At 63.1% G+C, this 26,055-nt stretch carries 21 protein-coding genes; 14 read left to right on the top strand and 7 right to left on the bottom strand.

The features are described 5' to 3' along the window. Positions 1 to 96: 96 nt before the first annotated feature. From EN943_RS05205 to EN943_RS05195, 3 genes are all read right to left on the bottom strand, one after another. Complete coding sequence (locus EN943_RS05205) at positions 97 to 888, bottom strand: TIGR02186 family protein (protein WP_127411764.1); 792 nt, start codon at positions 886 to 888, stop codon at positions 97 to 99. Then, positions 888 to 1,811 carry a sulfite exporter TauE/SafE family protein gene (locus tag EN943_RS05200; RefSeq protein WP_023811359.1) on the bottom strand — a complete coding sequence of 308 codons (924 nt, stop codon included), beginning with the start codon at positions 1,809 to 1,811 and terminating at the stop codon, positions 888 to 890. The genes EN943_RS05205 and EN943_RS05200 overlap by 1 nt, the downstream gene beginning before the upstream one ends. A 192-nt stretch (positions 1,812 to 2,003) precedes the next feature. Beyond that, entirely contained in the window at positions 2,004 to 6,053 is a 4,050-nt protein-coding gene (locus tag EN943_RS05195; RefSeq protein ID WP_127411763.1) for a peptidoglycan-binding protein, read from the bottom strand. Positions 6,054 to 6,505: 452 nt separating this feature from the next. Between EN943_RS05195 and EN943_RS05190 the strand changes: the two genes are divergently transcribed. The 7 genes from EN943_RS05190 (at position 6,506) to EN943_RS05160 (ending at position 15,443) form a co-directional block, all read left to right on the top strand. Then, positions 6,506 to 6,964: a MerR family DNA-binding transcriptional regulator gene (locus tag EN943_RS05190; RefSeq protein WP_013533661.1), complete on the top strand. Its 459-nt coding sequence runs from the start codon at positions 6,506 to 6,508 to the stop codon at positions 6,962 to 6,964. A gap of 307 nt (positions 6,965 to 7,271) precedes the next feature. Then, positions 7,272 to 9,083: an acyl-CoA dehydrogenase gene (locus EN943_RS05185; protein WP_127411762.1), complete on the top strand. Its 1,812-nt coding sequence runs from the start codon at positions 7,272 to 7,274 to the stop codon at positions 9,081 to 9,083. A 120-nt stretch (positions 9,084 to 9,203) separates the two neighbouring features. Beyond that, positions 9,204 to 10,373, top strand: coding sequence for an acyl-CoA dehydrogenase family protein (locus EN943_RS05180; RefSeq protein ID WP_127411761.1), 1,170 nt, complete (start codon positions 9,204 to 9,206; stop codon positions 10,371 to 10,373). A gap of 33 nt (positions 10,374 to 10,406) precedes the next feature. Next, positions 10,407 to 11,615 (top strand): acetyl-CoA C-acetyltransferase, encoded by a 1,209-nt coding sequence (locus EN943_RS05175; RefSeq protein WP_127411760.1) that lies wholly within the window; start codon positions 10,407 to 10,409, stop codon positions 11,613 to 11,615. Between the two features lie 14 nt (positions 11,616 to 11,629). Then, complete coding sequence (locus EN943_RS05170; protein ID WP_127411759.1) at positions 11,630 to 13,849, top strand: 3-hydroxyacyl-CoA dehydrogenase NAD-binding domain-containing protein; 2,220 nt, start codon at positions 11,630 to 11,632, stop codon at positions 13,847 to 13,849. 82 nt (positions 13,850 to 13,931) lie between these two features. Continuing rightward, positions 13,932 to 14,582 carry a helix-turn-helix transcriptional regulator gene (locus EN943_RS05165; RefSeq protein ID WP_127411758.1) on the top strand — a complete coding sequence of 217 codons (651 nt, stop codon included), beginning with the start codon at positions 13,932 to 13,934 and terminating at the stop codon, positions 14,580 to 14,582. Positions 14,583 to 14,591: 9 nt separating this feature from the next. Further along, positions 14,592 to 15,443 carry a thermonuclease family protein gene (locus EN943_RS05160; RefSeq protein WP_348630102.1) on the top strand — a complete coding sequence of 284 codons (852 nt, stop codon included), beginning with the start codon at positions 14,592 to 14,594 and terminating at the stop codon, positions 15,441 to 15,443. On the opposite strand, the gene EN943_RS05155 is transcribed toward EN943_RS05160, so the two are convergent. Beyond that, complete coding sequence (locus tag EN943_RS05155) at positions 15,409 to 17,055, bottom strand: lysine--tRNA ligase (RefSeq protein ID WP_127411757.1); 1,647 nt, start codon at positions 17,053 to 17,055, stop codon at positions 15,409 to 15,411. The two genes, EN943_RS05160 and EN943_RS05155, sit on opposite strands and share 35 nt — an antisense overlap. 165 nt (positions 17,056 to 17,220) lie before the next feature. On the opposite strand from EN943_RS05155, the gene EN943_RS05150 reads away from it, so the two are divergent. Further along, the gene (locus EN943_RS05150; RefSeq protein ID WP_281060843.1) at positions 17,221 to 17,628 is read left to right on the top strand and encodes a tellurite resistance TerB family protein; all 408 of its coding nucleotides are present in this window, start codon (positions 17,221 to 17,223) and stop codon (positions 17,626 to 17,628) included. A gap of 61 nt (positions 17,629 to 17,689) precedes the next feature. On the opposite strand, the gene EN943_RS05145 is transcribed toward EN943_RS05150, so the two are convergent. Then, positions 17,690 to 18,538, bottom strand: a complete 849-nt coding sequence (locus EN943_RS05145) for a transporter substrate-binding domain-containing protein (protein WP_127411755.1) — start codon at positions 18,536 to 18,538, stop codon at positions 17,690 to 17,692. Between the two features lie 248 nt (positions 18,539 to 18,786). On the opposite strand from EN943_RS05145, the gene EN943_RS05140 reads away from it, so the two are divergent. From EN943_RS05140 to EN943_RS05130, 3 genes are all read left to right on the top strand, one after another. Next, positions 18,787 to 19,518 carry a LuxR family transcriptional regulator gene (locus tag EN943_RS05140; protein ID WP_127411754.1) on the top strand — a complete coding sequence of 244 codons (732 nt, stop codon included), beginning with the start codon at positions 18,787 to 18,789 and terminating at the stop codon, positions 19,516 to 19,518. Positions 19,519 to 19,614: 96 nt separating this feature from the next. Continuing rightward, positions 19,615 to 20,253, top strand: coding sequence for an acyl-homoserine-lactone synthase (locus tag EN943_RS05135; RefSeq protein WP_013533650.1), 639 nt, complete (start codon positions 19,615 to 19,617; stop codon positions 20,251 to 20,253). Positions 20,254 to 20,267: 14 nt separating this feature from the next. Then, complete coding sequence (locus tag EN943_RS05130; protein WP_127411753.1) at positions 20,268 to 21,017, top strand: enoyl-CoA hydratase-related protein; 750 nt, start codon at positions 20,268 to 20,270, stop codon at positions 21,015 to 21,017. A gap of 53 nt (positions 21,018 to 21,070) precedes the next feature. On the opposite strand, the gene ppk2 is transcribed toward EN943_RS05130, so the two are convergent. After that, positions 21,071 to 21,979 (bottom strand): polyphosphate kinase 2, encoded by a 909-nt coding sequence (gene ppk2, locus EN943_RS05125; RefSeq protein WP_127411752.1) that lies wholly within the window; start codon positions 21,977 to 21,979, stop codon positions 21,071 to 21,073. Positions 21,980 to 22,201: 222 nt separating this feature from the next. Between ppk2 and EN943_RS05120 the strand changes: the two genes are divergently transcribed. The 3 genes from EN943_RS05120 (at position 22,202) to EN943_RS05110 (ending at position 25,406) form a co-directional block, all read left to right on the top strand. Next, positions 22,202 to 23,467, top strand: a complete 1,266-nt coding sequence (locus EN943_RS05120) for an ATP-binding protein (RefSeq protein WP_127411751.1) — start codon at positions 22,202 to 22,204, stop codon at positions 23,465 to 23,467. A gap of 113 nt (positions 23,468 to 23,580) precedes the next feature. Continuing rightward, complete coding sequence (gene phoU / locus EN943_RS05115; RefSeq protein ID WP_013533646.1) at positions 23,581 to 24,306, top strand: phosphate signaling complex protein PhoU; 726 nt, start codon at positions 23,581 to 23,583, stop codon at positions 24,304 to 24,306. A gap of 89 nt (positions 24,307 to 24,395) precedes the next feature. Beyond that, positions 24,396 to 25,406, top strand: coding sequence for a magnesium and cobalt transport protein CorA (locus tag EN943_RS05110; RefSeq protein ID WP_127411750.1), 1,011 nt, complete (start codon positions 24,396 to 24,398; stop codon positions 25,404 to 25,406). A gap of 117 nt (positions 25,407 to 25,523) precedes the next feature. Here EN943_RS05110 and EN943_RS05105 read toward each other — a convergent pair whose 3' ends face one another. Continuing rightward, entirely contained in the window at positions 25,524 to 26,042 is a 519-nt protein-coding gene (locus tag EN943_RS05105) for a GcrA family cell cycle regulator (RefSeq protein ID WP_023811342.1), read from the bottom strand. Between the last annotated feature and the right edge of the window lie 13 nt (positions 26,043 to 26,055).

The following is a 26,055-nucleotide window of genomic DNA, read 5'->3' as shown; positions in this document are numbered from 1 at the left end:
GCATCGCGTTTGAGCGGATTCACGCGACCCACTTCAGGTCTTTGATTCGATGCATGTCGTTCCCCCAAATCCGGGGCCACTTTTGGGCGACATGCATTAATCCCGCCGGAAGATCAGCCTTCCGAGCCAGCCGGTCAGCATGGCCAGCGAGATAGCGAACACGCCATAGAGGAAGGAATAATTGTGCGCGACACGGAAGATCGACTGTTCGAAACCGGATTTGCGGATTTCGAGCTGGGCCGAGCTTTCCTTGATGAACAGGCCGCTCTTGAACAGGAACGCGCGGGCCTTATGGGTTCCAACTGGCACATTTGGCGCCAGCCTCACTGTGGCGCGGAACAGGTTCTGCGACAGGAATTGCACGCCGCCGACATTCTCGCTGTAGAGGCCGGTCGCCGACTTGCGCTCCCGCAGCGCCGCCGTGAACTCCTCGATCGTCGCCGGGCTGTCGCCGGCATCGGCGGGCTGCATGTAGAGGTTGGAGGCGCCGAGCGACAGCTGCTTGTAGCTGTTGGGTTCGGTGATGTCCTGCAGCGGCCGCGTCGTCGCCACCGAATAGGAGACCGGCACGTTTTCGAAGGTCTCGGAGTCCAGATTGACCCAGACGCCGAGCACCCTGTCCTTGCGGCGCACCACCACCGGTTTGGGCGGACCTTCGAGCACGACGATGACGTCGTAACGGCCTTGGCGCGCGACGAGTGGATCCGGGTTTTCCAGCGAACCGAAGATGGTCAGGTCGGCCCCGGAAAAGCCGGCGGTGATCGAGACGTTGTCGGTGGAGAGCCCGATCTGGATGCCTTCGGTCAGCGGGACTTGTGCCTTCGCCGGCGCGGCGGCCGCAAGCAGCGACAGGACAATGGCGGTTGCGAATGTGTTGCGAGCCCTCATCAGTTGAGGCCCGCGGCAGACAGCGAATAGAGATTGGGCGGGGTGACGAACAGATCGATCGCCAATCGTATCGCCACCGCCAGAACCAGCAGCGCCAGCAAGGCCCTGAGCTGCTCGCCTCGCAGCCTCTGGCCGGCCTTGGCGCCGTACTGCGCGCCGGCGACCCCGCCCGCCATCAGCAGGAAGGCCAGCACGACGTCGACCGTCTGGTTGGTGGTGGCGTGGACCAGCGTCGTATAGGCGGAGGTGAAGATGATCTGGAACAGCGAGGTGCCGATGACGACGTTGGTCGGCACTTTCAGCAGATAGATCAGTGCCGGCACCATGATGAAGCCGCCGCCGACGCCCATGATCGACGACAGGAAGCCGATGCCGGCGCCAAGGCCAAGGACGGGGATGACGCTGACGAACAGTTTTGACGCCCTGAAGCGCATCTTCAGCGGCAAGCGGTGGATCCAGTTGTGCTGGCCGGATTTCTTCAGCACCGGCGCCGCACCGCTGCGCGTGGCGCGCAGCGCATTGACGCTTTCGACCAGCATCAGCCCGCCGACGGTGCCGAGCAGCACGACGTAGAGCAACGAGATGAACAGGTCGAGCTGGCCGAGCCTGCGCAGGAAGGCGAAGACGTAGATGCCGCCGGTGGAACCGACAATGCCGCCGGCCAGCAACACCCCGCCGAGCTTGAAGTCGAGCGTCCCTCGCTTCATGTGCGAAAGGACGCCGGAGACGGAGGAGGCAATGACCTGGTTGGCGCCGGTGGCGACCGCGATCGCCGGGGGTATGTTGTAGAAGATCAAGAGCGGCGTGATGAGGAAGCCGCCGCCGACGCCGAACATGCCCGACAGGAAACCTACCGCCGCGCCCATGGCCAGCAGGACGAAGATATTGACGGAAATTTCCGCGATCGGGAGATAGATGCCCACCCGTCAGTCTCGATCAGTTCTGCCTGTCGGCGAATGCAACCGTTGCGGGCATCTTGGACCGACAAGCCAATTCGTTCTTGCGCCGGAGGTGCTGCGAAGTCAAACCGCGCTACGCCGCCGAAACAAAAAACATCTCAATCAGTTAACAGGCGAATGTGTGGCAAGGGCGTCGTGGAAACGACGCCTCTGCCGTTATTTGCGCGCCAGCAGCGCCTTGACCAGGTTTTCGTCGACTTCGCCGGTCGCCGCCATCTTGTTGTCGGTCTGGAAAGCCATGATCGCGGTCTTCGTCTTCTGGCCCATCTTGCCGTCGGCGCCGCCGGCGTCGTAGCCGTTCTTGTTGAGAATGCGCTGGATGTTCTGGACGGCTTTCTTCATGTCGATGCTGGCGGTCGTCTGCGGCGCGCCGTCCTGCCAGGACTCGGGAATGTCGGCCGAATTGGCTGTCGCATCCAGTGGCTTGGCCTTCCACAGCGCGGTCGCGGCGCGGGCGCGTTCCAGTTGCTCGGGCCGCAGCGCATTGGCGATCTCGTCACGCTTGGCCGCCGCATCCTTGTCGCCGGTCTTGGCGACGAGCGCGAACCATTTGTAGGATTCCTCGAGGTTCTGCTTCATGCCGACGCCCTTGGCGGCGAGGATGCCGAGATTGAACTGGCTATCCTTGACGCCGACGTCGGCCGCCGCCTGGAACCAGTGCGCGGCCGATTCATTGTCGGTCACGCCGTCTGCCGCCATGGCGAACAGGACGGCCAGATTGTGCATGCCGCTGGCGTTGCCCTGTGCTGCGGAAAGCTGGTACCAGGTCTTCGCTTTCTTGATGTCGCGCGCGACGCCGATGCCCTTTTCGTAGAAATTTCCGATGCGGTATTCGGCCGGCGCAAAGCCGAGTTCCGCCGATTTCTCGTACCATTTGGCTGCTGCCGCCATGTCTTCCTTGACGCCGCGCGACTCGGCATAGCGCGAGCCGATTTCGAACAGCGCCTTGGCGTCGCCGCCGGCGGCGGCATCCCGCAAGGCGGGCGGGCCGGCGTCAGCGGGAATGTCGAACTTTGCCGTCATCGCCGGCGACGCGTCCACCGGCGGAACCGCGCCCGTGGTGTCCTTGGCAGTGGTTGGCTCTGCCGCCACAGGCTGGATGCCGGTGTCGGTATCGGCAGCTTCCGCGGCGACCGGAACGGTCGAGGCGGGCGCAGCCGAGGCTGTCGTCGTCTCGGACACCGCTGGGTTCGCATCGGCCGATGTAGCCAAGGCGACGGGGGCGGGAACCGGTTCTGCGGTCGGCGCGGCACCCATCGGCGGCTCGGCGCCTGGCGGCGTGGCAATCATGCTTTGCGCGGCCATGTCGTCCTTGGATGGCGGTGCGGACGGCTCGGCCTGTCTGACGGTGCGGTCAGGCGCGCTTTCCACTGCCGCGGGCTGCGCGTCCGTCTTTGGCTGGCTCGCGGCATCGAGCGAGGCGGTCTGCACCGGCTGCGAGGCTACGATCGGCGCGACGTCGTTGCTTGCCAGCTGGGCGGGATCGGCGAAGAAGGCCTTGCCCAGTTGCAGGGCGCCCAGTGCCAGCAGGATCGCGGTTGTCCCCATCAGGATCGGCTTGCGCCGTGCCTTGAGCAGGTCGCCGATCCGCAGTGCCTTCACCGGTCCGGTCATCGTCGACTGGCGCTTCAGCGCATCGGCCTCGGCGGCCGCGGCCTGCGCCGCACGCCGGGCAGCGGCGATGAAATCCGATTTCGCGGCGTCGGTGTCGCTGGGCTTGGCCGGCTGGCCGCGCTCGTCACGCACGCGCTTCATGATGGCATTGAGATCCGGTGCGCCGGAGCCGGGCTCCAGCGGCCGGTTGGCCATTTTCGGATCGAGCGGCTCGTCGAGATCGACGCTCGGGATTGGGGCACTCGGCGCTGAGCCGGCCAGTGGCGGCATGTCCGCCTCCTTCTTGCCCTTGAAGGCGCGGGCCAGCCCGCCGAACAACGATTTGCGGCCGCCGGCCTGTTCGCCTTTCTCGGGGATCGTGTCCGAACCGAGCGCTGCCATGGCCGCCGCCGCGGCAGCCTCGGCCGGCGTGCGCGTGCCGATACCAATACCCAGGTCGCCACGCGTACCCAGGTCGCCACGCGTACCCAGGTCGCCACGCGTACCCAGGTCGTTGCGCAGGATGGCGGCGGCACGGCCATCGAGATCGGCCATGTCCCCAGTCAATGGCAGGGGCTGATCGATATCCATTGACGGCGCGTCGACGGCCATCTTGGGTCGGCGCACGCCGCGCCAGTTGCTAGGCTCGGCCGGTGCCGCATCCAGCAATTCGCTCATCGCCTCGACCGGCTCGCCGGGTTCGAGCGAACCCAGCCGGTCGACGATCTTGAGCAACGTGTCGTGGATGGCCTCGAACGTTCTCGAATTGCGCTCGTCGGAGCGCCGCGTCAGCGTTTCAAGCGTCTTCAAATCCTGGGCGAGGCCGGAAACCGCAGTCGTATTGGCACTCGAACCGGCCAGCGATTGCACTGCGTTCTCGGCCGCTTCGCGCGCCGCGCCAAGGATGGAATCGCGGGTTCCTGCGAGCGACTTTTCAATTTCGTTGAGACGCGGGCTGATGTCCTCGAATTCCGGCAGCGGAGTGCTGGGCTTGGAAAGATGGGCGGACAGGCCGGCAACCTGTGCTTCCAGGCTACGGATCAGCGCCGGATCGATGCCGGCGACCTGTGCGGCCGACGCGTCCAGCCGGCTTGAAATGTCTTCGAGCCGGCTCTCCAGGCCGCGGATCGCGGCTTCGCCCGCGGGATCGGGAACACGCGTTTCCATGCGCTTGGCCAAAGCGGTGAAGCGGGCATCGATGGCTTCCATGATGCCGGCGCTGTCGACCTGCGGCATGCGCTGGTCGAGCCTGTCGGCAACCTCGTCCAGTCTGCGCTCGAGATCGCGGAACAGCATGTTGCCCTGTTCGATGGCGTCACCCTGGCGGCGTTCCATCATGCTCGACAGCACGTCGAAGCGTTGCTCCAGCCCATGGAAGATGTAGTCGGCGTCAGGCATGGCGGGTGCCTGGTCGATCTTGTCGGCGATGAGTGCGATCTGCTTGGCAAGGCGCTCCATCGCCTGCTCCGGCAGATTGGCGCGGCCGGCGAGTTCGTCGACCCGGCCCGACAGCGTGCTCAACCGGTCCATGACCGCGTTGCCCGGACGATCCTGCGCCACTTCCTCGATCTGTCGGGCAAGCGAGTCGATCCGCTTCTCGATGCGCTCGAATGCCTCGTGGTCGAATGAATTGGCTTGCGCGGCGACCGTGGATGCAACGATGGCGCGGGAAATCTCGTCCAGCCGCTCGTCGATCATGCCAAGCGTGTCGCTGCCGCGATTGTCCTGCTGGCTGGCGAAATGGTCGACAGCGCCGGCAAGCGTGCGCACCTTCTCCTCCAGCGAGCGCAGCGACAACGATTCCGGCAAATTGTTGACGGCATTGCTGATCTGCTCCAGCCGTGCGGTGAGAGCAGACAGGCCGGGGTCGTCCGAGCGCTTGCGCTGGTCGGCGTCGACGCGGTCTTCGAACGCCGTCCAGCGGCGATCGAAATCGTCCCAGCGGCGGTCGACCTTCTGCACGCTCTCTTCGCGTGCCAGCGTTTCGAGTGCGGCTTTGACCTGTTCGAGCTCGAGCCGCAGCATGTTGACGCTTCTGTCGTCGCTCTTCTCGGCCAGGGTCTGGATGGCGCCCGAAAGCCGCTCGAACTCAAGGCCGAGTTCAGCACTGCCCTTGGCCGAAGCACCGGGCTTTGCGCCTGACTGGAAAGCCCGCTCGATGTCATTGCGCAGCGCTTCGAATTCCCGCTGCAGACCCGCGGTCATCTGGTGGCGCAATTCCTCGCGCATGCCGCGCAATTCGCCGGCGATCTTGCCGACCATGGCAACGCCATCCTCCTGGCCGCGCACGCGATCGATATCGCGGGCAATGGCCTGGTAATTCTGCTCGAAAGCGGCGGCTCCCTGCATCGGGCTCTTCGAACGCGGCGCGGGCTGCGGGTCCTCATACCAGCGCTGCTGGGCAGCGGGCCGGGCGGCGGGGTAGCGCGCGTCGGCGCCATATTGGCGGGGATCGGGTTGGCGGAGTTCGGGACGTGCCATCGGATCCTCGCGCGTCCGCTCCAGGCGCTGCTCCAATGTCTCCAGCGACTGGTTCAACTGCTCGAGCGTGGTCTGCGGCCTGCGCTGCCTGCCGGCGTTGAGTGTATCGAGATAGGACCGCTTGCTGTTCATAGGTGCGTCCGTCTTTCAGAATGGCTGGCTCGTGGCCAGTTCCCCCAAGTCCCTGCCGGAACGAAGGCGACCTGCGGCTATGCCGCGGCGGAAGACGAGCTTCCCAGGCTCTCGCCCGCGCTCCGAAAAACCGTGAAAAATTCGATACAGGATAAACACGGGTAGCCGACGCGCCCACATTTCCCCCAACGTGGTAAACAACGCGTTAACCAAACTTAAGAAATTGAAAGGATGCTAGCCGGCCTGACGGTGCGGCATAAAGGGCGGCGCGCAGAACGCCCTTGCGTCATCATGCGGCAATCGGTATAGAATTGACGTAAACGTAAAAGGCGCATTGAGCGCATGTTTGCGATTTGTTTGTTGAAACCACGACTGGAAGCAGGCCCCCGCTTCCAGTCAGGCGACGCACGGTCCGGGACCGCGACGCCACCAGACGGGGAAAGCCAGTGACCATGAAGCTTATCTCGGCCGGCGAGACCGCGGCCAATACCAATATGTCTGCCGAAGCCGGCGAGGACCTCGTCCGCATCGGCGAGATGGCGAAGAAATATGGAGTGACGCTGCGCACGCTGCGTTTCTACGAAGACAAGGGCCTGCTCAACCCGCAGCGCGACGGTTCGACCCGTCTCTACACGCGCCGCGACAAGGCCCGCCTCAAGCTGATCCTGCTTGGCCGCAAGGTTGGATTCTCGCTGCGCGACGTCAAGCAGATGATGGATCTCTACGATCCGACCGGTTCAAACACCAAGCAGCTCAAGCTCGCGCTGGACAAGTCGGAAAAGCAGCTTGCCCGCCTGCAGAAGCAACGGGCGCTGATCGACGACGCCATCAACGAGCTGAGCGGCTCGATGTCGGCGGTGCGCCAGATGCTGAGCGAGCGTTCGGCGCCGCAGGCGAGCGCCGCCAGCTAAAGCAATTCCGTCCGGAATTGCGCCAGACACCAAGTCGTCTGCGGATTGTCTGAGTTCTGTCGAGCCGCGTGGCCTGCCACGCGGCTTTTCGTTGTCCTGGCCCACTCTTATGGCCTTTGGGCGCTGGCTTGCGCAACGTCGCGCCGCTACGCTCATTGCTCCAGTGGGCGGAAATCTTGTCGCATCGAAAAAATTGACGTTTACGCAAACGTCAATTTTTGCTATCCCGCTCCCAATATGGGTCCGCATGCCGCCCCTGGCTTGTCTTCGGGGCATTCGGACCGGGTTTGCAGGGTGGAGAAAAAGCATGCCGACATACAGGGCTCCGGTCCAGGATACTCTGTTCGTGCTCAACGAGGTTCTGGGTTATCAGCGTTATTCGAACCTTCCCGGATTTGCCGACGCCACGCCCGATGTGCTCGAGGCGATCCTGGCCGAAGGCGCCAAGCTCGCCGAAAACGTCATGCATCCGCTGAACCGTGTCGGCGACATGGAAGGCTGTGTGCGCCACGACGATGGCTCGGTGACCACGCCGAAAGGCTTCAAGGAGGCCTTCGACCAGTATCGCGAGGGCGGCTGGATGGGATTGGCCGCACCCGTCGAGTTCGGCGGCCAGGGCCTGCCCTATGCCGTGCATACCGCCGTCGCCGAATATATGGTCTCGGCCAATATGTCCTTGATGATGTATCCGGGCCTGACGCAGGGTGCGATCGCCGCGATCATCACCCACGGCACCGACGAGCAGAAGGCAACATGGTTGCCGAGGATGATCGAGGGTGCCTGGACCGGCACCATGAACCTGACCGAGCCGCATTGCGGCACGGATCTCGGCCTGTTGCGCACCAAGGCGGTGCCGAACGGCGATGGCACCTATAAAATTTCAGGCCAGAAGATCTTCATCTCGGCCGGCGAACACGACATGTCGGACAACATCGTCCATCTGGTACTGGCCCGCATCGAGGGCGCGCCGGAAGGCGTCAAGGGCATCTCGCTGTTCATCGTGCCGAAGCTCAAGCTCGACGCATCGGGCAATCCAGGCGCCAGGAACACCGTCTCCTGCGGCTCGATCGAGGAGAAGATGGGCATCCATGGCAATTCGACCTGCGTCATGAACTATGACGAGGCTGAGGGCATGCTGCTCGGCGAGGCCAATGGCGGCCTGAAGGCGATGTTCACGATGATGAACGAGGCGCGCCTCGGTGTCGGCCTGCAGGGACTTTCGCTGTCGGAGATCGCCTATCAGAACGCTGTCGGCTACGCCAAGGACCGTTTGCAGGGCCGCTCATTGTCGGGGCCGAAGGCGCCGGACAAGAAGGCCGACCCGATCATCGTCCATCCCGACATCCGCCGCAGCCTGATGACCATGAAAGCCTTCAACGAGGCCGGCCGCGCGCTGGCGCTGTGGACGGCGATCAAGTCCGACATTGCCCACCGCTCCGGCGATGACAAGGACCGCCAGGCCGCCGACGATTACACCGGCCTGATGACGCCGGTGGTCAAGGGCGTGCTCACCGACAAGGGCTTTGACCACGCCGTCATGGCGCAGCAGGTGTTCGGCGGTCACGGTTATATCGAAGAGCACGGCATGAGCCAGTTCGTGCGCGATGCCCGCATCGCCATGATCTATGAAGGCGCCAATGGCATCCAGGCGCTCGACCTCGTCGGCCGCAAGCTTGGTTTGCATGGCGGCCGCGCCGTGCAGGCCTTCTTCAAGGAGGTCGGCGAATTCTGCGAGGAGAACCGCGCTAACGAGAAGATGGCGCCGTTCACCAAGGCGTTGAAGAAAGGTCTCAACGATTTGCAGGCGGCGACCATGTGGCTGGTGCAGAACGGCATGGCCAAGCCCGACAATGCGGGTGCCGCCTCGACCGACTACATGCATCTCTTCGGCCTGGTCGCTCTGGGCTACATGTGGGCGCAGATGGCCAAGGTGGCACTTGGTAAGACGGACGCCATTGGCGCGCAATCTTCCTATGAAAACAACCTGGCTTTCTACGACAACAAGGTCGTGACGGGGCGCTTCTTCATGGAGCGGATCATGCCGGAGACGTCGGCGCATCTCGCCCGCATTTCGAGCGGTGCCGACACATTGATGGCACTGCCGGCGGAAGCGTTCTAAAGATGATCGGCGTCCTCCTCCCCCTTGAGGGGAGGTGGCCCGAAGGGCCGGGAGGGGTCGCTGCGGCAGTGCGCCGGCCTCAGTTTCGATGATGCATCTCGGGAGGAGTATCATACCAGCATGACCAACCCAGCTGAAATCCTTGGCCTTCCGAAGCCCGCCTGGGCGGCGGACGAGGTCGGCATGCTCTACGACATGGCACATCGCTTCATGTCGGAGGAGATCGCACCGCGCTACGACGAGTTCGAGAAGAACGAGATGGTCGATCGCGAGAGCTGGCTGAAGGCAGGTTCCGCCGGTCTGCTCTGCGCCTCGATGCCGGAAGAATATGGCGGCTCGGGCGGCACCTTCGCGCATGAGAGCGCCATCATCGAGGCCATCGGCCATGTCGGCGTCGACGGTTTCGGCATCGGCCTGCACAATTCGATCGTCGCCCCTTACATCCTCCACTACGGCTCCGACGAGCAGAAGAAGAAATGGCTGCCGAAGCTGGCGACCGGCGAGCTGATCGGCGCCATTGCCATGACCGAGCCGGGCGCCGGCTCCGACCTGCAGGGCGTCAAGACGCGGGCGCAGAAGGATGGCAACCAGTACAAGATCAACGGCTCCAAGACCTTCATCACCAACGGCCAGCTTGCGAACTTCATCATCGTCGTCACCAAGACCGATCCGGAGAAGGGCGCCAAGGGCACCTCGCTGATCGTCGTCGAGACCGACGAGGTCGAAGGTTTTCAGCGCGGCCGCAACCTCGACAAGATCGGGCTCAAGGCCAACGACACTTCGGAGCTGTTCTTCAACGACATGCGCGTGCCGACCTCCAACCTGCTCGGCCATGAGGAAGGGCAGGGCTTCGTCCAGCTGATGCAGCAACTGCCGCAGGAGCGGCTGCAGATCGGCACCGGCGCTATCGCCATGATCGAGCGGGCGCTGGCGCTGACCATTGACTACGTCAAGGAGCGCAAGGCGTTCGGCAAGGCGATCATCGATTTCCAGAACACCCAGTTCAAGCTGGCCGAACTCAAGACCGAGGCCACCATCGGCCGCGTCTTCTACAATGATTGCGTCACCCGCCACATCGCGGGCGGCCTCGATCCTGTGACCGCGTCGATGGCCAAGTACTGGCTCAGCGACCTGCAGGGAAAAGTCGTCGACGAATGCCTTCAACTGCATGGCGGCTATGGCTACATGAATGAATACCCGATCGCCCGCATGTTCCGCGACGCCCGCGTCCAGCGCATCTACGGCGGCACCAACGAGATCATGAAATTGCTGATCGGCCGCTCTCTCTGAGAGCGACATCAGGCAAACCCAAGGAGCAAGCAAATGGCTGAAGCTTATGTCTATGACGCCGTGCGCACGCCGCGCGGCAAGGGCAAGAAGGACGGATCGCTGCATGAGGTGCCGGCGGTGCGGCTTGCCGCCAAGACGCTCGAAGCGCTGCGCGACCGCAATGGGCTGGATACCGGCACTGTCGACGACATCATCTTCGGCTGCGTCGATCCGGTCGGCGAGGCGGGTTCGGTCATTCCGCGCGCCGCCGCCTTCGAGGCCGGCTACGACACCAAGGCGCCCGGCATGCAGATCTCACGCTTCTGCGCTTCGGGGCTCGACGCCATCAATTTCGGCGCCGCCAAGATCGCGCAGGGCGCCGATGAGATCGTCATTGCCGGCGGCGTCGAATCGATGTCGCGCGTCGGCATGGGCGCTTCCGGCGGTGCCTGGTTCATGGATCCTTCGGTCGGCCTGCCCGGCTGGTTTGTGCCGCAAGGCATCTCGGCCGACCTGATCGCCACCAAATACGGCTTCAGCAGAGACGACGTCGACGCCTATGCGGTCGAGAGCCAGAAGCGCGCCGCCAAATCCTGGGCCGATGGCCGTTTCAAGAAGTCCGTCATCCCGATCAAGGACCAGAACGGCCTGACCATCCTCGACCATGACGAGCATATGCGCCCGTCGACCGACATGCAGTCGCTGGCCTCGCTCAACCCGTCCTTCGTCATGCCCGGCGAAATGGGCGGCTTCGACGCGGTTGCCGTGCAGAAGCATCCCGAGGTGGAAGAGGTCAACCACGTCCATCATGCCGGCAATTCGTCCGGCATCGTCGATGGCGCGGCGGCCGTGCTGCTCGGTTCGAAAAAGGCCGGCAAGGCGATGGGGCTGAAGCCGCGCGCCCGCATCCGCACCTTCGCCAACATTGGCTCCGAGCCGGTGCTGATGCTGACCGGCCCGGTCGACGTCACCGAGAAGTTGTTGAAGCGCGCCAAGATGAAGCTCTCCGACATCGACCTGTTCGAGCTCAACGAAGCCTTCGCTTCGGTGGTGCTGCGCTACATGCAGGCGTTCGACATCGATCACGACAGGATCAACGTCAACGGCGGTGCCATCGCCCTGGGTCATCCGCTCGGCGCCACCGGCGCGATGATCTTCGGCACGGTGCTGGACGAACTCGAGCGCCGCGATCTCAACACCGCTCTGGTGACGCTGTGCATCGGCGCCGGCATGGGCACGGCAACCATCATCGAACGCGTCTGACGGGGAGAGAAACGATGAGCTACACCAATTTCACCCTCGACATCGACGCCGACGGCATTGCGCTGATCACCTGGGACATGCCTGGCCGCTCGATGAACGTGTTCACCGAAGAGGCGATGCGGGAATTGAACGCCATCGTCGACAAGGTGGCTGGTGACGCCGCCATCAAGGGCGCCGTGATCACCTCCGGCAAGGACACCTTCTCCGGCGGTGCCGACATCACCCTGCTGCAGAAGATGCTGACGACCTTCGCCGCGGAAAAGGGCAAGGACGCCGAAAAGGCGACCAAGGCGCTGTTCGACAATGCCGGCATGATGACCGGCCTGTTCCGCAAGCTGGAAACTTGCGGAAAGCCGTGGGTGTCGGCGATCAACGGCACCTGCATGGGCGGCGCCTTCGAATTGTCGCTGGCCTGCCACGGCCGTGTCGCCGCCGATAGCGACAAGGTGAAGATGGCGCTTCCCGAGGTGAAGATCGGAATCTTCCCGGGCGCCGGCGGCACTCAGCGCGTGCCGCGGCTGACCGATCAGCAGCAGGCGCTGCAGATGCTGACCTCCGGCCAGACGCTGTCGCCGCAGAAAGCCAAGTCGATGGGCCTGATCCATGAGATCGCCGAGCCGGCCAGGCTGGTCGAGACCGCCAAGGCGATGATCAGGAATGGCCTGAAGCCAGTGGCGCCATGGGACGAGAAAGGTTTCAAGCTGCCCGGCGGCCAGATCTATTCGCCCGCCGGCTTTAATCTGTGGCCGCCGGCCATCGCCATCCTGCGTCGCGAGACTTACGGCAACTATCCGGCCGCCGCCGCGATCCTCAAATGCGTCTATGAAGGCCTGCTGGTGCCGTTCGACACCGCCTTGCGCATCGAGCAGCGCTACTTCACCGAGATCATGCAGACCAGGGAAGCGGCGGCGATGATCCGCTCGCTGTTCGTATCGCTGCAGGAACTGAACAAGGGCGCCCGCCGCCCCGCCGGCGTGCCCGAAACCAAATTCAAGAAGATCGGCATTCTCGGCGCCGGCTTCATGGGCGCCGGCATCGCCTATGTCACCGCCAAGGCCGGCATCCCGGTGGTGCTGCTCGACCGTGATCTGGAATCGGCCGCCAAGGGCAAGGCGCATTCCGACAGCCTGATCTCGGATCAGGTCAAGAAGGGCCGCGCCAAGCCGGAGGACAAGGACAAACTGCTGTCGCTGATCACGCCGACGGCAGACTATGCCGACCTTGCCGGCTGCGATCTGGTGGTCGAGGCGGTGTTCGAGGATTCGGGTGTCAAGAAGGGCGCCACCGAACAGGCGGAAGCCGTGTTGAAGCCATCGGCGATCTTCGCGTCGAACACCTCCACCATCCCGATCTCGTCGCTGGCCAAGAATTCGGCGCGGCCGAAGAATTTCATCGGCATTCATTTCTTCTCGCCGGTCGACAAGATGATGCTGGTCGAGATCATTTTGGGCAAGAAGACCGGCGACAAGGCGCTGGCCACCGCGATCGACTTCGTCCGCGCCATCAAGAAGACGCCGATCGTCGTCAACGACACGCGCGGCTTCTACGTCAACCGCTGCGTGCTGCGCTACATGTCGGAAGCCTACAAGATGCTGATCGAAGGCGTTCCCGCGCCGATGATCGAGAATGCGGCGAAGGCTGCCGGCATGCCGGTCGGCCCCTTGGCGCTGACCGACGAGACGGCCATCGACCTTGCCCAGAAGATCATGAAGCAGACCATCAGGGATTTGGGCGACAAGGCGGTCGATCCCAAGCAGATGGCGCTGATAAACACCATGGTCGACGATCACGGCCGCTTCGGCCGCAAGAACGGCAAGGGTTTTTATGATTACCCGGCAAAGCCCGCCAAGAAGAAGCTGTGGCCGGGCCTCAGGGAGCTCTATCCGCAGCTTGCGCCCGAGAAGGTCGATTATGAGGAACTGCAGCAGCGGCTTCTGGTCACCATCGCGCTGGAAGCCGCCCGAGTGATGGAAGAAGGCATCGTCACCGACCCGCGCGAGGCCGATGTCGGCTCGATCCTCGCTTTCGGCTTCGCTCCCTACACCGGCGGTGCGCTGTCCTACATCGACGGCATCGGCGCCAAGGCGTTCGTCAAGATCGCCAGGAACCTGCAGAAGAAATACGGCGCGGACTTCAAGGCGCCCAAGCTGCTGCTCGATATGGCCGAGAAGGATGAGAGCTTCTACCAGCGCTTTGATCCCCACGCGAAAGGCGAGGCCAGGAAAGCGGCGTGAGTAAGCCTTGCACTGTGGACAAGATGGTGGTCCGGGGGTAGAACGGGGCAGGTATTTTTTCCTGTTCGAAGGAGAGCGACACATGCTCTCGCATGACCGTGTCTGGGCTGCCATCGATGCTCTTGCCGAGCGCTATTCGCTTTCGGCCTCGGGGCTGGCCAAGCGTGCGGGGCTCGATTCCACCGCCTTCAACAAGTCGAAGCGCCTGTCGTCGGACGGCCGGCCGCGCTGGCCCTCGACCGAATCACTGGCCAAGATCATCGAGGCGACAGGCGCTTCCCTCGACGAATTCACAGGTTTGATTGAAGGTCGGGCCGGGGCCGGCCATGCCGCTTCGATTGCCCGCCGAAGCTCAGTGCCGCTGCTCGGCTTTGCCCAGGCCGGCGCTGGCGGCTTCTTCGACGATGCCGGCTTCCCGGCGGGTCAGGGCTGGGATCTGGTCGAACTGCCAGCGCAATCGACCGAGAGCTCCTACGCGCTGCAGGTGCAGGGCGATTCCATGTTGCCGCTCTACCGCAATGGCGATGTCCTCATCGTCGAGCCGGGCGCGGTCACCCGCAAGGGCGATCGCGTCGTCGTCAAGACCACATCAGGCGAGGTGATGGCCAAGGTGCTCGAGCGCCAGACCGTCAGGTCGATTGCGCTGGTCTCGCTCAATCCCGATCATCCCGACCGCGATATTCCCATGCGCGATGTCGAATGGGTGGCGCGGATTGTCTGGGCAAGCCAATAGGCCAAGCTGGTGCGGCTTCTCCATCATGCGCTGGCGGTTCTGATGGTCCCTGTGATGGCAGCCATCGTCGTCACTGGCGGTCGCGCGCTGAAAGGAAGTGAAAGCGTCATTACGGTGGACCAGCTTGATCCGGGCGCCGATACGATGGCGCAGCAGGCTGCCGGAACGGTGCCGCAGGAGCCGGCCACATCCGCGATCGCAGCCCCACAGCCACCGAAGCCGGCGCCGCATTCAAGGGCGATAGATCCCCAAATTGTCGCGCCACCGGAACTGCCCGCCGACGGGCTTGAACGGGTCGAGCCGCGCGAGCCGCTGAGCAAGCTTGCGCTGGCTGTGCCGCCCAGGCCGAAAATGCCCGACGATTGGAACGGCACAAAGCTGTTCCAGCCGGTTGCGCCGGCCGCCGGCCTGATCGAGGCGAAGGGCTATTCGGTCGCGGTTTCCGGCATCGACATCGTCAGGCAGGACGAGACCTGCAGCGAGGACGGCAAGTCCTGGCCGTGCGGCGTCCGGGCGCGGACGGCGTTCCGCGCCTTCCTGCGCGGCCGCGCGGTGGTCTGCACGGTGCCGCCGCAGGGCGGCCGTGACCTGATCGCCGCCGAATGCCGGATCGGCAAGCAGGATGTCGGCCAATGGCTGGTCGACAACGGCTGGGCGCGCGCCGCCAAGGGCGGACCCTATGTCGAGGCCAGCGACAAGGCGCGCACGGCGAAGAAGGGCATTTTCGGATCGGCGCCCGATCTGTCCGGCATGCCGGCGATGCCGGCCGCGCCAGGCCCGGCGCCTCAGGCGCCGGGTTCGATCCTGGAAGAGGTCGATGGCGTGCTCAAGCCAACTGACCAGCCAGCGCCCGCTCAATGAGCGCACGCGTCTCGGCAACGCCATAGAGTGCTGCGAACGAGCCGAAGCGCGGGCCGCGCTCCTGGCCGATCAGCACCTGGTAGATCATCTGGAAGAAGGCGCCCGATACGCCGGGGCCGCCTTCCGGGCTCTGCTTGGAATGGTCCTGATAGCGCTCGATCCTGCGTGCGACGTTGAGCGAGGCGTTCTGGATCGCTTCGCCGCTGGCGTCCGCCGGCAGCGCGCCAAGTGCTTCGTCGAGGGCTGCCAGCGCCTCGCGCTCGACCTCGTCGGCGGGCCGGAAGGTTTTCGTCGGCTTCACGAAATCGTCGAAATAGCGGATCGCATGGCCGACCAGCCGGTCGAGTTCGGGGTGCGTCGCTGGCGTAACGCCCTGCGTATGGCGCGAGATGAAACCCCACAGCACATCCTTGTTCTGCGCGTTGGAGGCGCTGACCAGATTGAGCAGCAGCGAGAACGGCACCGGCATGTCGATCGCGGGCGGGTTGCCGTCATGCATATGCCAGACCGGATTGCCCAGCCGTTCCTTCCAGTCCTGGCGGGGATAGGCGGCCAGGAACGTATAGTATTCGTCCACGGCCCGCGGGATGACGTCGAAATACAGCTTCTTGGCCTGCCGCGGCCGCTGGTACATGTAGAGCCCGAGGCTTTCGGTCGGCGCATAGGTCAGCCACTCGTCGATGGTCAGCCCATTGCCCTTCGACTTCGAGATCTTCTGGCCGTTCTCGTCGAGGAACAGTTCGTAGACGAAATGCTCCGGCGCCCGTCCGCCCAGAATGTTGCAGATGCGGTCGTAGACCACGGCATTGGTCTGGTGGTCCTTGCCGAACATCTCGAAATCGACGCCAAGGGCTGCCCAGCGCATGCCGAAATCCGGCTTCCACTGCAGCTTCACGCGGCCGCCGGTGATCGAAAGCGTGGTCTCGGTGCCCTCGTCGTCGAAGGTGATGGTGCCGGCCTTGGCGTCGACATGCTTCATCGGCACGTAAAGCACCCGGCCGCTCTTCGGCGAGATCGGCAGGAACGGGCTGTAGGTCGCCTGCCGCTCGGGCCCGAGCGTCGGCAGCATCACCGCCATGATCTGGTCATAGCGTTCGGCGGCGCGCTTGAGCATCGCATCGAAGCGGCCGGACTTGTAGTATTGCGTCGCGCTGGCAAACTCGTAGTCGAAGCCGAACGTGTCGAGGAAGCGGCAAAGCATCGCATTGTTGTGGTCGGCGAAGCTCGCATAGTCGCCGCCGAAGGGGTTGGGGACCGACGACAGCGGCTTGTGCAGATGCGGCTCGAGTGCGGCGCGGTCCGGCACGCTGTCAGGTATCTTGCGCATGCCGTCCATATCGTCGGAAAAGCACAGCAGCTTGGTCGCGACCTTGTCCTGCGTCAGGACGCGGAAGGCATGGCGCACCATCGAGGTGCGCGCCACCTCGCCGAACGTGCCGATATGCGGCAGGCCGGACGGTCCGTAACCAGTCTCGAACAGGACTGTTTGCGGGAAGTCGGCGCCTTTGTAGCGCTCGATGATCTTTTTGGCTTCCTCGAAGGGCCACGCCTTGCTTTCGGTCGCGGCCGCCAGCAGCTCGGGGTTGAGATCGATGATGTTTGATCCCGCCATGTCACAGTTTTCCAAATCATTTGCCGGCCCGAAGGCGGGCCGCAGCAAGGGTTTTTCAACCGGTCTCTAGGCGTGCAGCGCCGGAGCGTCAACGCGTGCGGCGCTTTTTCCTTGCGGTGCAGAATGGGCGTTCCTAACTTCGAGGCCCGGTTCAAGGAGAAAAAATTGCCGACACCTCATGAAGCCCTGATCTATCTGATGGTCATCACCTCGGCCTCCGACCGCGACATGACCGATGTCGAACTGGCGCGGATCGGCGAGGTCGTCCGCTCCTGGCCGGTGTTCGAGGACTTCAACCACGACAGGCTGGTCGGCGTTGCCCAGGACTGCCAGAAGCGCCTGCACGAAAAGGATGGGCTGGAGGGCGTGCTGGCTGAAGTCGCTGAGGTTCTCCCTGAGCGGTTGCGCGACACCGCCTATGCCGCCACCTTCGAGGTTGCCGCCGTCGATCTCGAAATGCGCATGGAAGAAGTGCGGGTGCTGCAGCTGATCCGTCGTCAGCTCGATCTCGACACGCTGACGGTCGCTGCCATAGGCCGCGCGGCCAAGGCCCGGCTGCGCACGCTGACCTGAAGTCCTTGGCCGGACGCTGTTGAGATTCAGGTCAGGCCGGCAAAAGCTGACCGGAACCGGATCAGAAAAAGCTGACCGGGAAATAGCGCAGATAAAATTCGGCGAACGTGCCTTTCATCGAAATCTCCTGTAGCGCGTAATCGATCGCGGCGGCCAGCGCCGGATTGTCCGCTTTGGTGGCGATGGCCATGCCCGAGCCCAGATATTCCGGCGCCAGATAGGGCCCGCCGGCAAAGCGGCAGCAGCCCGCCGCGTCCGAGCCGCCCAGCCAGAAAGCCAGGCGCATGCCGTCGCCGAAGGCGGCGTCGACCTTGCCGGCCTTGAGGTCGGCATAGAGGTCTTCCGGCCCGTCGAAAGGGACGACCTGAACCGTGTTGAAATATTCGCGCAGCATGCGCTCATGCGCCGAGCCTGATATCACGCCGACACGCTTGCCGTGCAATTTGTCAAAGACGGGTTCGGTCAGCGCCTTGCTCTTCGGCATGATGAAGCGCGCCGGAAACTGCAGATAGGAGCGTGAGAAGGCGTAGGTCGCGCGCGATTCCGGTGTTGCGGCGATGCCGGCGATGATCGCCTCGCCTTCGCCTTTCCGCAGTGCGCCTTCCAACTCGGCCCAGGGCAGGGCCTGGATCTGGCATTTTTCGACAATGCCAAGCTCGGCGCAGATGGCGCGTGCCAGATCGATGTGGAAGCCGGACAGCTTTCCCGCACCGTCGAGGAAGTTGAAGGGCGGGAAGTCCGTGGTGGTCAGGAATCTCAGCCGGGGCAGCGTCGAAAGGTCTGGCTTGGGCAGCCGCTCCTTGGCATCCCACAGCACCGGAACCTGGGGCGCCGCGGCGCGCGCACCGTCGGCGAACGACAGCAAGCCGATCAGCATCGCAAAGGCGAAGGACCTCCAACGGAACGCCAAGATAAAACTCCGCCACAGTCGTGCTCAAACCGGTTTTGGTACGAAAATGGTACAGGCACAATGGTTTTTGATTTCAACACGCGGATTTCAGGATATGATTTAGCCGGTTTGCAAATCAGCTTCGGCCGCCTCGGTGAGGGGAGCCACAGAATAAGTATGCGATTTGCAATCCGTGGTCGGTGGCGAAGTGTAAATCAGGCACGCATCATTGGCCGCAATGCACGAGGCAACATGGGGTTGATGTTGCGATGGGTCAGTTCGATCGCACGCTGGAATACATAGACCAACTGCAGCACGCCGCGACGGCGGCGGCGGTCTGTGAAAGGCTGCTGGGCATAACATCGGATTTCGGTCTCACCGCACTGATGGCGGGAACCGTACCGCAGCCAGGCACGCCGGCCGGCCAGCAAAAGCAGCATGTGCTTCTCTGCGATTGGCCGGGCGAGTGGCTGGAGCGCTATGTCGCGCGCAACTATGTCGACCACGACCCGGTCGTCAGCCACATGAAACAATTGCAGGCGCCCTTCCAGTGGCACGAGGCGTCGCAGGGCATCCGCATAGACAAGAGCAGCGGCGAGGTGATGGGCGATGCCGGCGCCTTCAAACTGCGTGATGGGTTGGCCTTTCCGTTGATCACGCTCGACGGCCAGATCGTCATGGTGTCGCTTGGCGGCGAGGCCGTGGAATTGTCCGTCGCCGAATTCGGCCAGGTGTCGCTGGTGTCGACCTACGCGGTCGGCCGCGCCATGCAACTCCACACCATGGCGGACAAGACCATCGATCATATCGTGCTGACGCCGCGCGAGCGCGAATGCCTGCAATGGGCCGCCGTCGGCAAGTCCGAATGGGAGATTTCGCAAATCCTCGGCATTTCCGAACACACCTCGGAGAAACATCTTCTTAACGCCAAAAGCAAACTAGGTGCCGTCAACAGGGTGCAGGCCGTCGCGGAAGCGATACGGCGCGGCTACATTAGTTAGGTCGGCCGTGCCGACCTGGAATTTTTGCCTACGCGATCACGCAATTTTCTCATCAAAGCACGGCCGTATCTTCCTCTGAACGCAGGAGACGGCGGAATGCTTTTTTCCCTTACAACCCAGGAATTGATGGAACGTCCCGACCTTTGGGAGGCCGTCCATCGTTTGCGCTACAAGATATTCGTCGAGGAGATGGGGTGGGATGACCTCAGGCGCCCCGACGGGCTCGAACTCGACCAGTTCGATCACGACGAGGCGGTCCATCAGATCGTCATCAGGGGCGGTGAAGTGGCGGGTTATCAGAGGATGTTGCCGACGACGCGGCCACATCTGCTGACCGAGGTCTTGACCGATCTTTCCGAAGGAACGCCGCCATCGGGTCCAAACATCTGGGAATTGACCCGCTACGCGGTGGCTCCCGGTTTTCGTGATGGTCGTCGCGGCGTTTCGACTGTCGGCACCGAACTGATTGCCGGTTTCGTCGAGTGGGGGCTGAAGCGCGGCGTCGACAAGGTGATCATCGAGTTCGAGCCGATGTGGGTGCTGCGCGCCTTGCAACTGCATTTCCTGGCGACCCCGCTGGGTTATCAGCGCACCTATGGCAACCAGCAGGTGGTCGCCACCTTGCTGACCTTCAACGAGCACACCCTCGATGTGGTGCGGTCGCGCCGCAATCACTTTGCTCCCGTGCTGGCCAGGGGATATCCCGACATGCTCGGGCAAAGGCGTGCGTCATGAGATCGGGGACAGTCATGAGCACACACCCGCAACCTGAACTTCGCAACCACACGCTGGTGGTCACCGTGTCGTCGAGTGACGGCCGGCCGGTGCTGGACAGGAGGGCCTATGAAAGCCTGGCAAGGACCTTCCATGAAGCCGCCGACAATGAGGAGGTTCGCGTCGTCGTGCTGCGCGGCCTGGCAGGCTGTTTCTGTCTGGGCGGCGACTTCTCCGAATTCCTCGACGCCACCAAGCACCAGAAACTGATCGCCGCCGTCACCGACCTGTTCCGCACGCTGGCGACGTTTCCAAAGCCCATCCTTGCCTGCGTCGATGGCGATGCCGTCGGTGTCGGCTGCACCATCCTGTTCCACTGCGACATGGTGATCGCGTCCGATGAGAGCACGTTCAGGGTGCCGTTCGTCGATTTCGGCCTGGTGCCGGACGCGGCGACCAGCATCCTGGCGCCGCAGAAGCTTGGCTATGCTGGCGCCTTCCGCTTCTTCTGCCTTGGCGACACGCTTCGCGCCGAAGATGCCAGGGCGCTCGGCCTGGTCGCGGAGATCGTGCCGGGGGGCACCGTCGAGGAGGCAACCCTTGGTCGGGCAAGACAGCTCGTCAAGAAGCCGGTCGCCGCCTTGCTGCAGACGCGCGGCCTGCTGAAGGGGAACACCGAGGCCCTCTGCGACCGCATCGATCAGGAGATTTCGCTTTTCCAGCAGGCGCTGCAGGACGACACCACGCTGCGGCGATTGCAGCGCATCGCCCGGCTCGCGGCCTGAGCGAAAGGATCAAGGAACGCGCCGCGCGGCCAAGGCCGCGCGGCGCGGAAGCGTCAATCCTGCTTGCCGAGGAATGACGGCCCTTCGCCGATGATCTTCTTGTCTTCCTTGCCGATGATTTCAAGATCGCGCCCCTCATAGGGCAAAGACAACAGGATGCGCCGCATGACCGCCAACCGCGCGCGCCGCTTGTCATTGGCCCGTACGATGATCCACGGCGCGAATTCCTTGTGGGTGCGCTCGAACATTGTGTCGCGAACCTTGGTGTAGTCGTCCCACTTGGTGATGCCTGCAACGTCGATGGGCGAAAACTTCCAGCTCTTCAGCGGGCTGTAGCGGCGGTCATGGAAGCGCTCGAGCTGCGTTTCCCGGCCGATGTTCAGCCAGAATTTGAAAAAGTGGATGCCCTCGTTTGAGATCATCCGCTCGAAATGCGGCGTCTCGTCGAGAAACTGCTCGTGCTGCTGCGGCGTGCAGAAACCCATCACCGGCTCGACACCGGCGCGGTTGTACCAGGAGCGGTCGAAGGTGACGAATTCGCCTGAAGTCGGGAAGTGGTCGACATAGCGCTGGTAGTACCATTGTCCAAGCTCGGTCGGGGTCGGCTTGGTCAGCGCCACGTTGCGTGCCGTGCGCGGATTGAGGTACTGGCGCACCACGAAGATCGTGCCGCCCTTGCCGGCAGCATCGCGGCCCTCGAACAGCGCCATCACCCGTTTGCCGGTCGACTGCAGCCAGGCCTGCGCCTTGACCAGCTCGATCTGCAACTTCTCGAGCGTCTCGTCATACTCGTCGCTTTTCATCTTCTTGTCGTAGGGATAGCCGCCGGCGGTCAGCTTGTTGTCCTCGACCCAGGCGGGAAGCACGGGATTTTCGATGTCGAACTCCCGCTCCTTGCCGCCGATCCTGATCTTCAGCGGCCCCGAAGTTGGCGCGGCGGGACTTTCCTTGGCTTTTTTCATCGAGACGAACCCTTTCCAGCTTCCGGACTCATGCTATGGGGAGCCACTGCAGCGCCGCGCGTCCGTTTGGATACGCAAAGGACGCTGTAGCACTTTTAATTTGCGCATGATCCTTTCCGAAAATCGATTCCCGTTTTTCCGGGTCATGCGGCAAGCGGTCTAGTGGAAGTTTTCCGCCACCCTGCGACGGGTGCGAAGACATGGGGGCAGGTCCACGAGCGAATGGCTGACCTGGACACAGAGCAGAGAGGCATCACGCAAACCATGGCCGCACGGCTGTGGAATAGCCGCTGGCTGCTTGCGGCCGGCGTCGTCGCGGTCGTCGCCGTTTATGCCTTGGCCGGGATTTCAGCCTATGTCGTCCTCGCGGCGCTGCTGTTGCTGCTTGCAGCGGCAATGCTGCCGGCCACCGGCGCGCGCCAATCCACCAGCAGCGGCGCTGCCATCGAGGCTATTGGCCTGCAGCGGCTCTCGGGCGAATATCTGGCCGCCGCCGTCGCCGATCCGCTGATCATCTTCGACCGGGCTGCCACCATCGTCCATGCCAATGCCGCCGCCTTCGCCGCTTTCGGTGGCATCGCGCCAGGCATGTCGCTGTCGCTGAAATTCCGGGCGCCGGAAATGCAGACCCTGCTGGATGGGGTGCTGTCGGGCGATATCGCCTCCGATGTCGTCGACTACATGGAGAAGCTGCCGGTCGAACGGGCTTACCGGGTGAGCGTGTCCTCGGTCGGTCACGCCACCGATCTCTATGTGCTGGTGTTCAAGGACCAGAGCGAAACGCGCAGGATCGATCGCATGCGTGCCGATTTCATCGCCAATGCCAGCCACGAACTGCGCACGCCGCTCGCCTCCATCTCCGGCTTTATCGAAACGCTGCGCGGACCAGCCCGCAACGACCCGGCGGCTCGCGACCAGTTTCTGCAGATCATGCAGAGCCAGACCGGTCGCATGGCGCGTCTGATCGACGATTTGTTGTCGCTGTCGCGGCTCGAGATGAAACCCTATCTGAGGCCGGGAACCGAAGTGGACCTGCGCCAGACCGTCGACAGCGTCATCGACTCACTCGGACCGCTGGCCAGCGAAAACGCCGTTGCCATCGAGCGGCACTACGCCGACGGGCCGCTTCATGTGCCTGGCGATCGCGATGAGCTTTTCCAGGTTTTCGAGAACCTCCTGGAAAACGCCTGCAAATACGGGCAGTCGGGTGGGCGTGTGGTTGTATCCATAGCGCATAGCGATGCCGGATCAGAGCCGGGCATCGACGTGACGATCAGGGACTTTGGCCCTGGCATTCCCGAGGAGCACATTCCGCGCATTACCGAGCGCTTCTACCGCGTCGACGTCGAGACCAGCCGGACCCAGAAGGGTACCGGCCTCGGCCTGTCGATCGTCAAGCATATCCTGACGCGCCACAACGCCCGGCTTTCGATCAAGTCCGAAGTCGGCAACGGCGCGGCATTCTCGGTTCATTTGCCGACGCACTGATATCGCCCTAATTCAAGGGAACTGTTTCTTTTTTCTGTCATCCGGCTAGCGTATCAGCGGGGATTCGAGGAAACGACTCAAAATCAAAACACCCCGTGGGAAGGCATTTTGCCATGCAGTCCGTGCACATCGTCAGCGCTTATGACGAGGAGTTGAAATATCTGTCGAAGCGCATCGCCGCGATGGGCGGCCATGCCGAGCGCATGGTCGAACAGGCGGTCACCGCTCTCGTCAATGCCGACCCAGGCCTTGCCCAGAAGGTCATCCGCGACGACACCGTACTGGACGAGGGCCAGCGCGAAATCGACGACAAGGCGATCATCATCATTGCCAAGCGTCAGCCGATGGCGGCGGATTTGCGCGAGATCGTCGGGACCATTCGCATCTCCGCCGACCTCGAACGGGTTGGCGATCTCGCCAAGAACGTTGCCAAGCGGGTGGTCGCCGTCACCGACGGACGCCAGCCGACCAGCCTGTTCCGCGGCCTCGAGGCCCTGTCCAACTTGGCGTTGACCCAGCTCAAGGAAGTGCTCGACGTCTACGCGTCTCGCTCGGTGGAGAAAATCGGCTTCGTGCGCGATCGTGACGACCAGATCGACGCCATGTACACATCGCTGTTTCGCGAATTGCTGACCTACATGATGGAAGATCCGCGCAACATCACGCCCTGCACGCATCTGCTGTTTTGCGCCAAGAACATCGAGCGTATCGGTGATCACGCCACCAACATAGCCGAGACCATCTACTACATCGTCACCGGCGATCAGTTGCCGGCTGAGCGGCCCAAGGGCGACAAGACCGACAAAATCAGCCTTTCCGAGACGCAGCCGGTGAAGTGAACGCGCCTCTCGAACCGCCATCCGATTTACGCTAAGCTTTCCGGGCTTTGCCTCTATCCTCGTCCGTGGATTTGCTCCGGGGGGTCGTGATGGAAAATGTTCGGAACCTGACCCCGGTGCCTGGGCCGATATCCGGCATTATCGCTTGCGGCGTCTACACGGCCGGGCGCCGCATCGCCGACATTCCCATCGAGGAAGCCGGCGAATGGGCAAAAAAATCCGGTCATGTCGTCTGGATCGGGCTGTTGGAGCCCGACCGTAACCTGTTGCTGCGCGTCCAGGCCCAGTTTCACCTGCATGAGCTGGCGATCGAGGACGCCGAGCACCCGCACCAGCGGCCGAAGATCGAGCAATATGGCGACGCCTTGTTCATCGTCGCCCGCACCGCGCAGCTGATCGACGGCCGGGTCACCTTCGGCGAGACCCATTTGTTCGTCGGCTCAGGCTACATCGTCAGCGTCAGGCACGGTCCCTCGACGTCCTATGCCGCCGTTCGTCAGCACTGGGAAAGCTGCCCGCACTCGCTGGCCAAGGGCGAGGATTTCGTCCTCTATGCCATTCTCGATTTCATCGTCGACAATTACATGCCGGTGCTCGAGCAGATCGAGGACGAGGTCGAGGCGATCGAGGACAAGGTTCTGCTGAAGCCGATGACCGCTCCCGACATCGAGCGGCTCTACATGCTGCGCCGCGATCTCTTGCGCCTGCGCAATGCCGCGCTTCCGCTGGTCGAAGTCTGCCGACGGCTGACCAGCGCCGAACTGCCGCAGATCCATACCGCCATGCATCCGCTGTTCCGCGACGTCACCGATCACATCCGCACCGTCCAGGAGAAGATCGACAGCCTGCGCGAGGTGCTGGCATTCGCTTTCGAGGCGAGCTTGCTGGTCGGCCAGAGTCAGGAAACGGCCAACACCAAGAAGCTCGCCTCCTGGGCCGCAATCCTGGCGGTGCCGACGGCGCTCGCCGGCATCTACGGCATGAACTTCAGCGACATGCCGGAACTGAAGATGGAATACGGCTATCCGGTGGTTCTGGGCGCCATCGTGCTGATCTGCACGTTTCTCTACTGGCGGTTCAGGAAGAACGGCTGGCTGTGAAAGAGAGCGAATAGCGAATAGGGAGTAGCGAATAGCGAACACAAAAACGGCTTGCTTCCTGTCACGGAAGGCAAGCCGTTTCTATTCGCTATTCGCTATTCGCTATTCGCTATTCGCTCAGCGACTCCGCCGCCGCTCCGATGCCGGCTGGAATGCCACGCGGGCGTGGTACTTGCAGTAGGGACCGGTTTCGGCGGCATCGTTGCCGCAGAAATGGAAGTCCTCTGAAAGCGGGTCGCCATTCGGCCATTTGCAGGTCCGCTCGGTCAGCTCGACCAGCTGCAGATGCCGCGAGATCGGCAGCACGACATTTTCGACCGGGCGGATGTAATGGCGTGCCACGGGTTCGGCGTCGAACTGCGTCTGCAAAGCGGTCGCGCCGATCGATGTCGTGACATGGCGTGCCGTGGTTGCTGCGCGTGATACCGATTTCTGGACGGTAGATCCTTGCGCTGCCTTCTTCTGGCGTGCCGGCGTGGCGGTCGAGCGACCGCGGCCCGACAGTTTCAGCCGATGCACCTTCCCGATGACCGCATTGCGGCTGACCCCTCCAAGCTGCGCAGCAATCTGGCTTGCGCTCAGACCCTCCGACCACAGTTTTCTCAAGAGTTCTACCCGCTCGTCAGTCCAGTTCATGAGACCGCGCTCC

Source organism: Mesorhizobium sp. M7A.F.Ca.US.006.01.1.1, assembly GCF_003997935.1.
In the GTDB taxonomy this organism is placed as follows: Bacteria; Pseudomonadota; Alphaproteobacteria; order Rhizobiales; family Rhizobiaceae; genus Mesorhizobium.
Note: the sequence above shows the minus strand (reverse complement) of the source record. Positions and strands in the feature narration are given on the sequence as shown.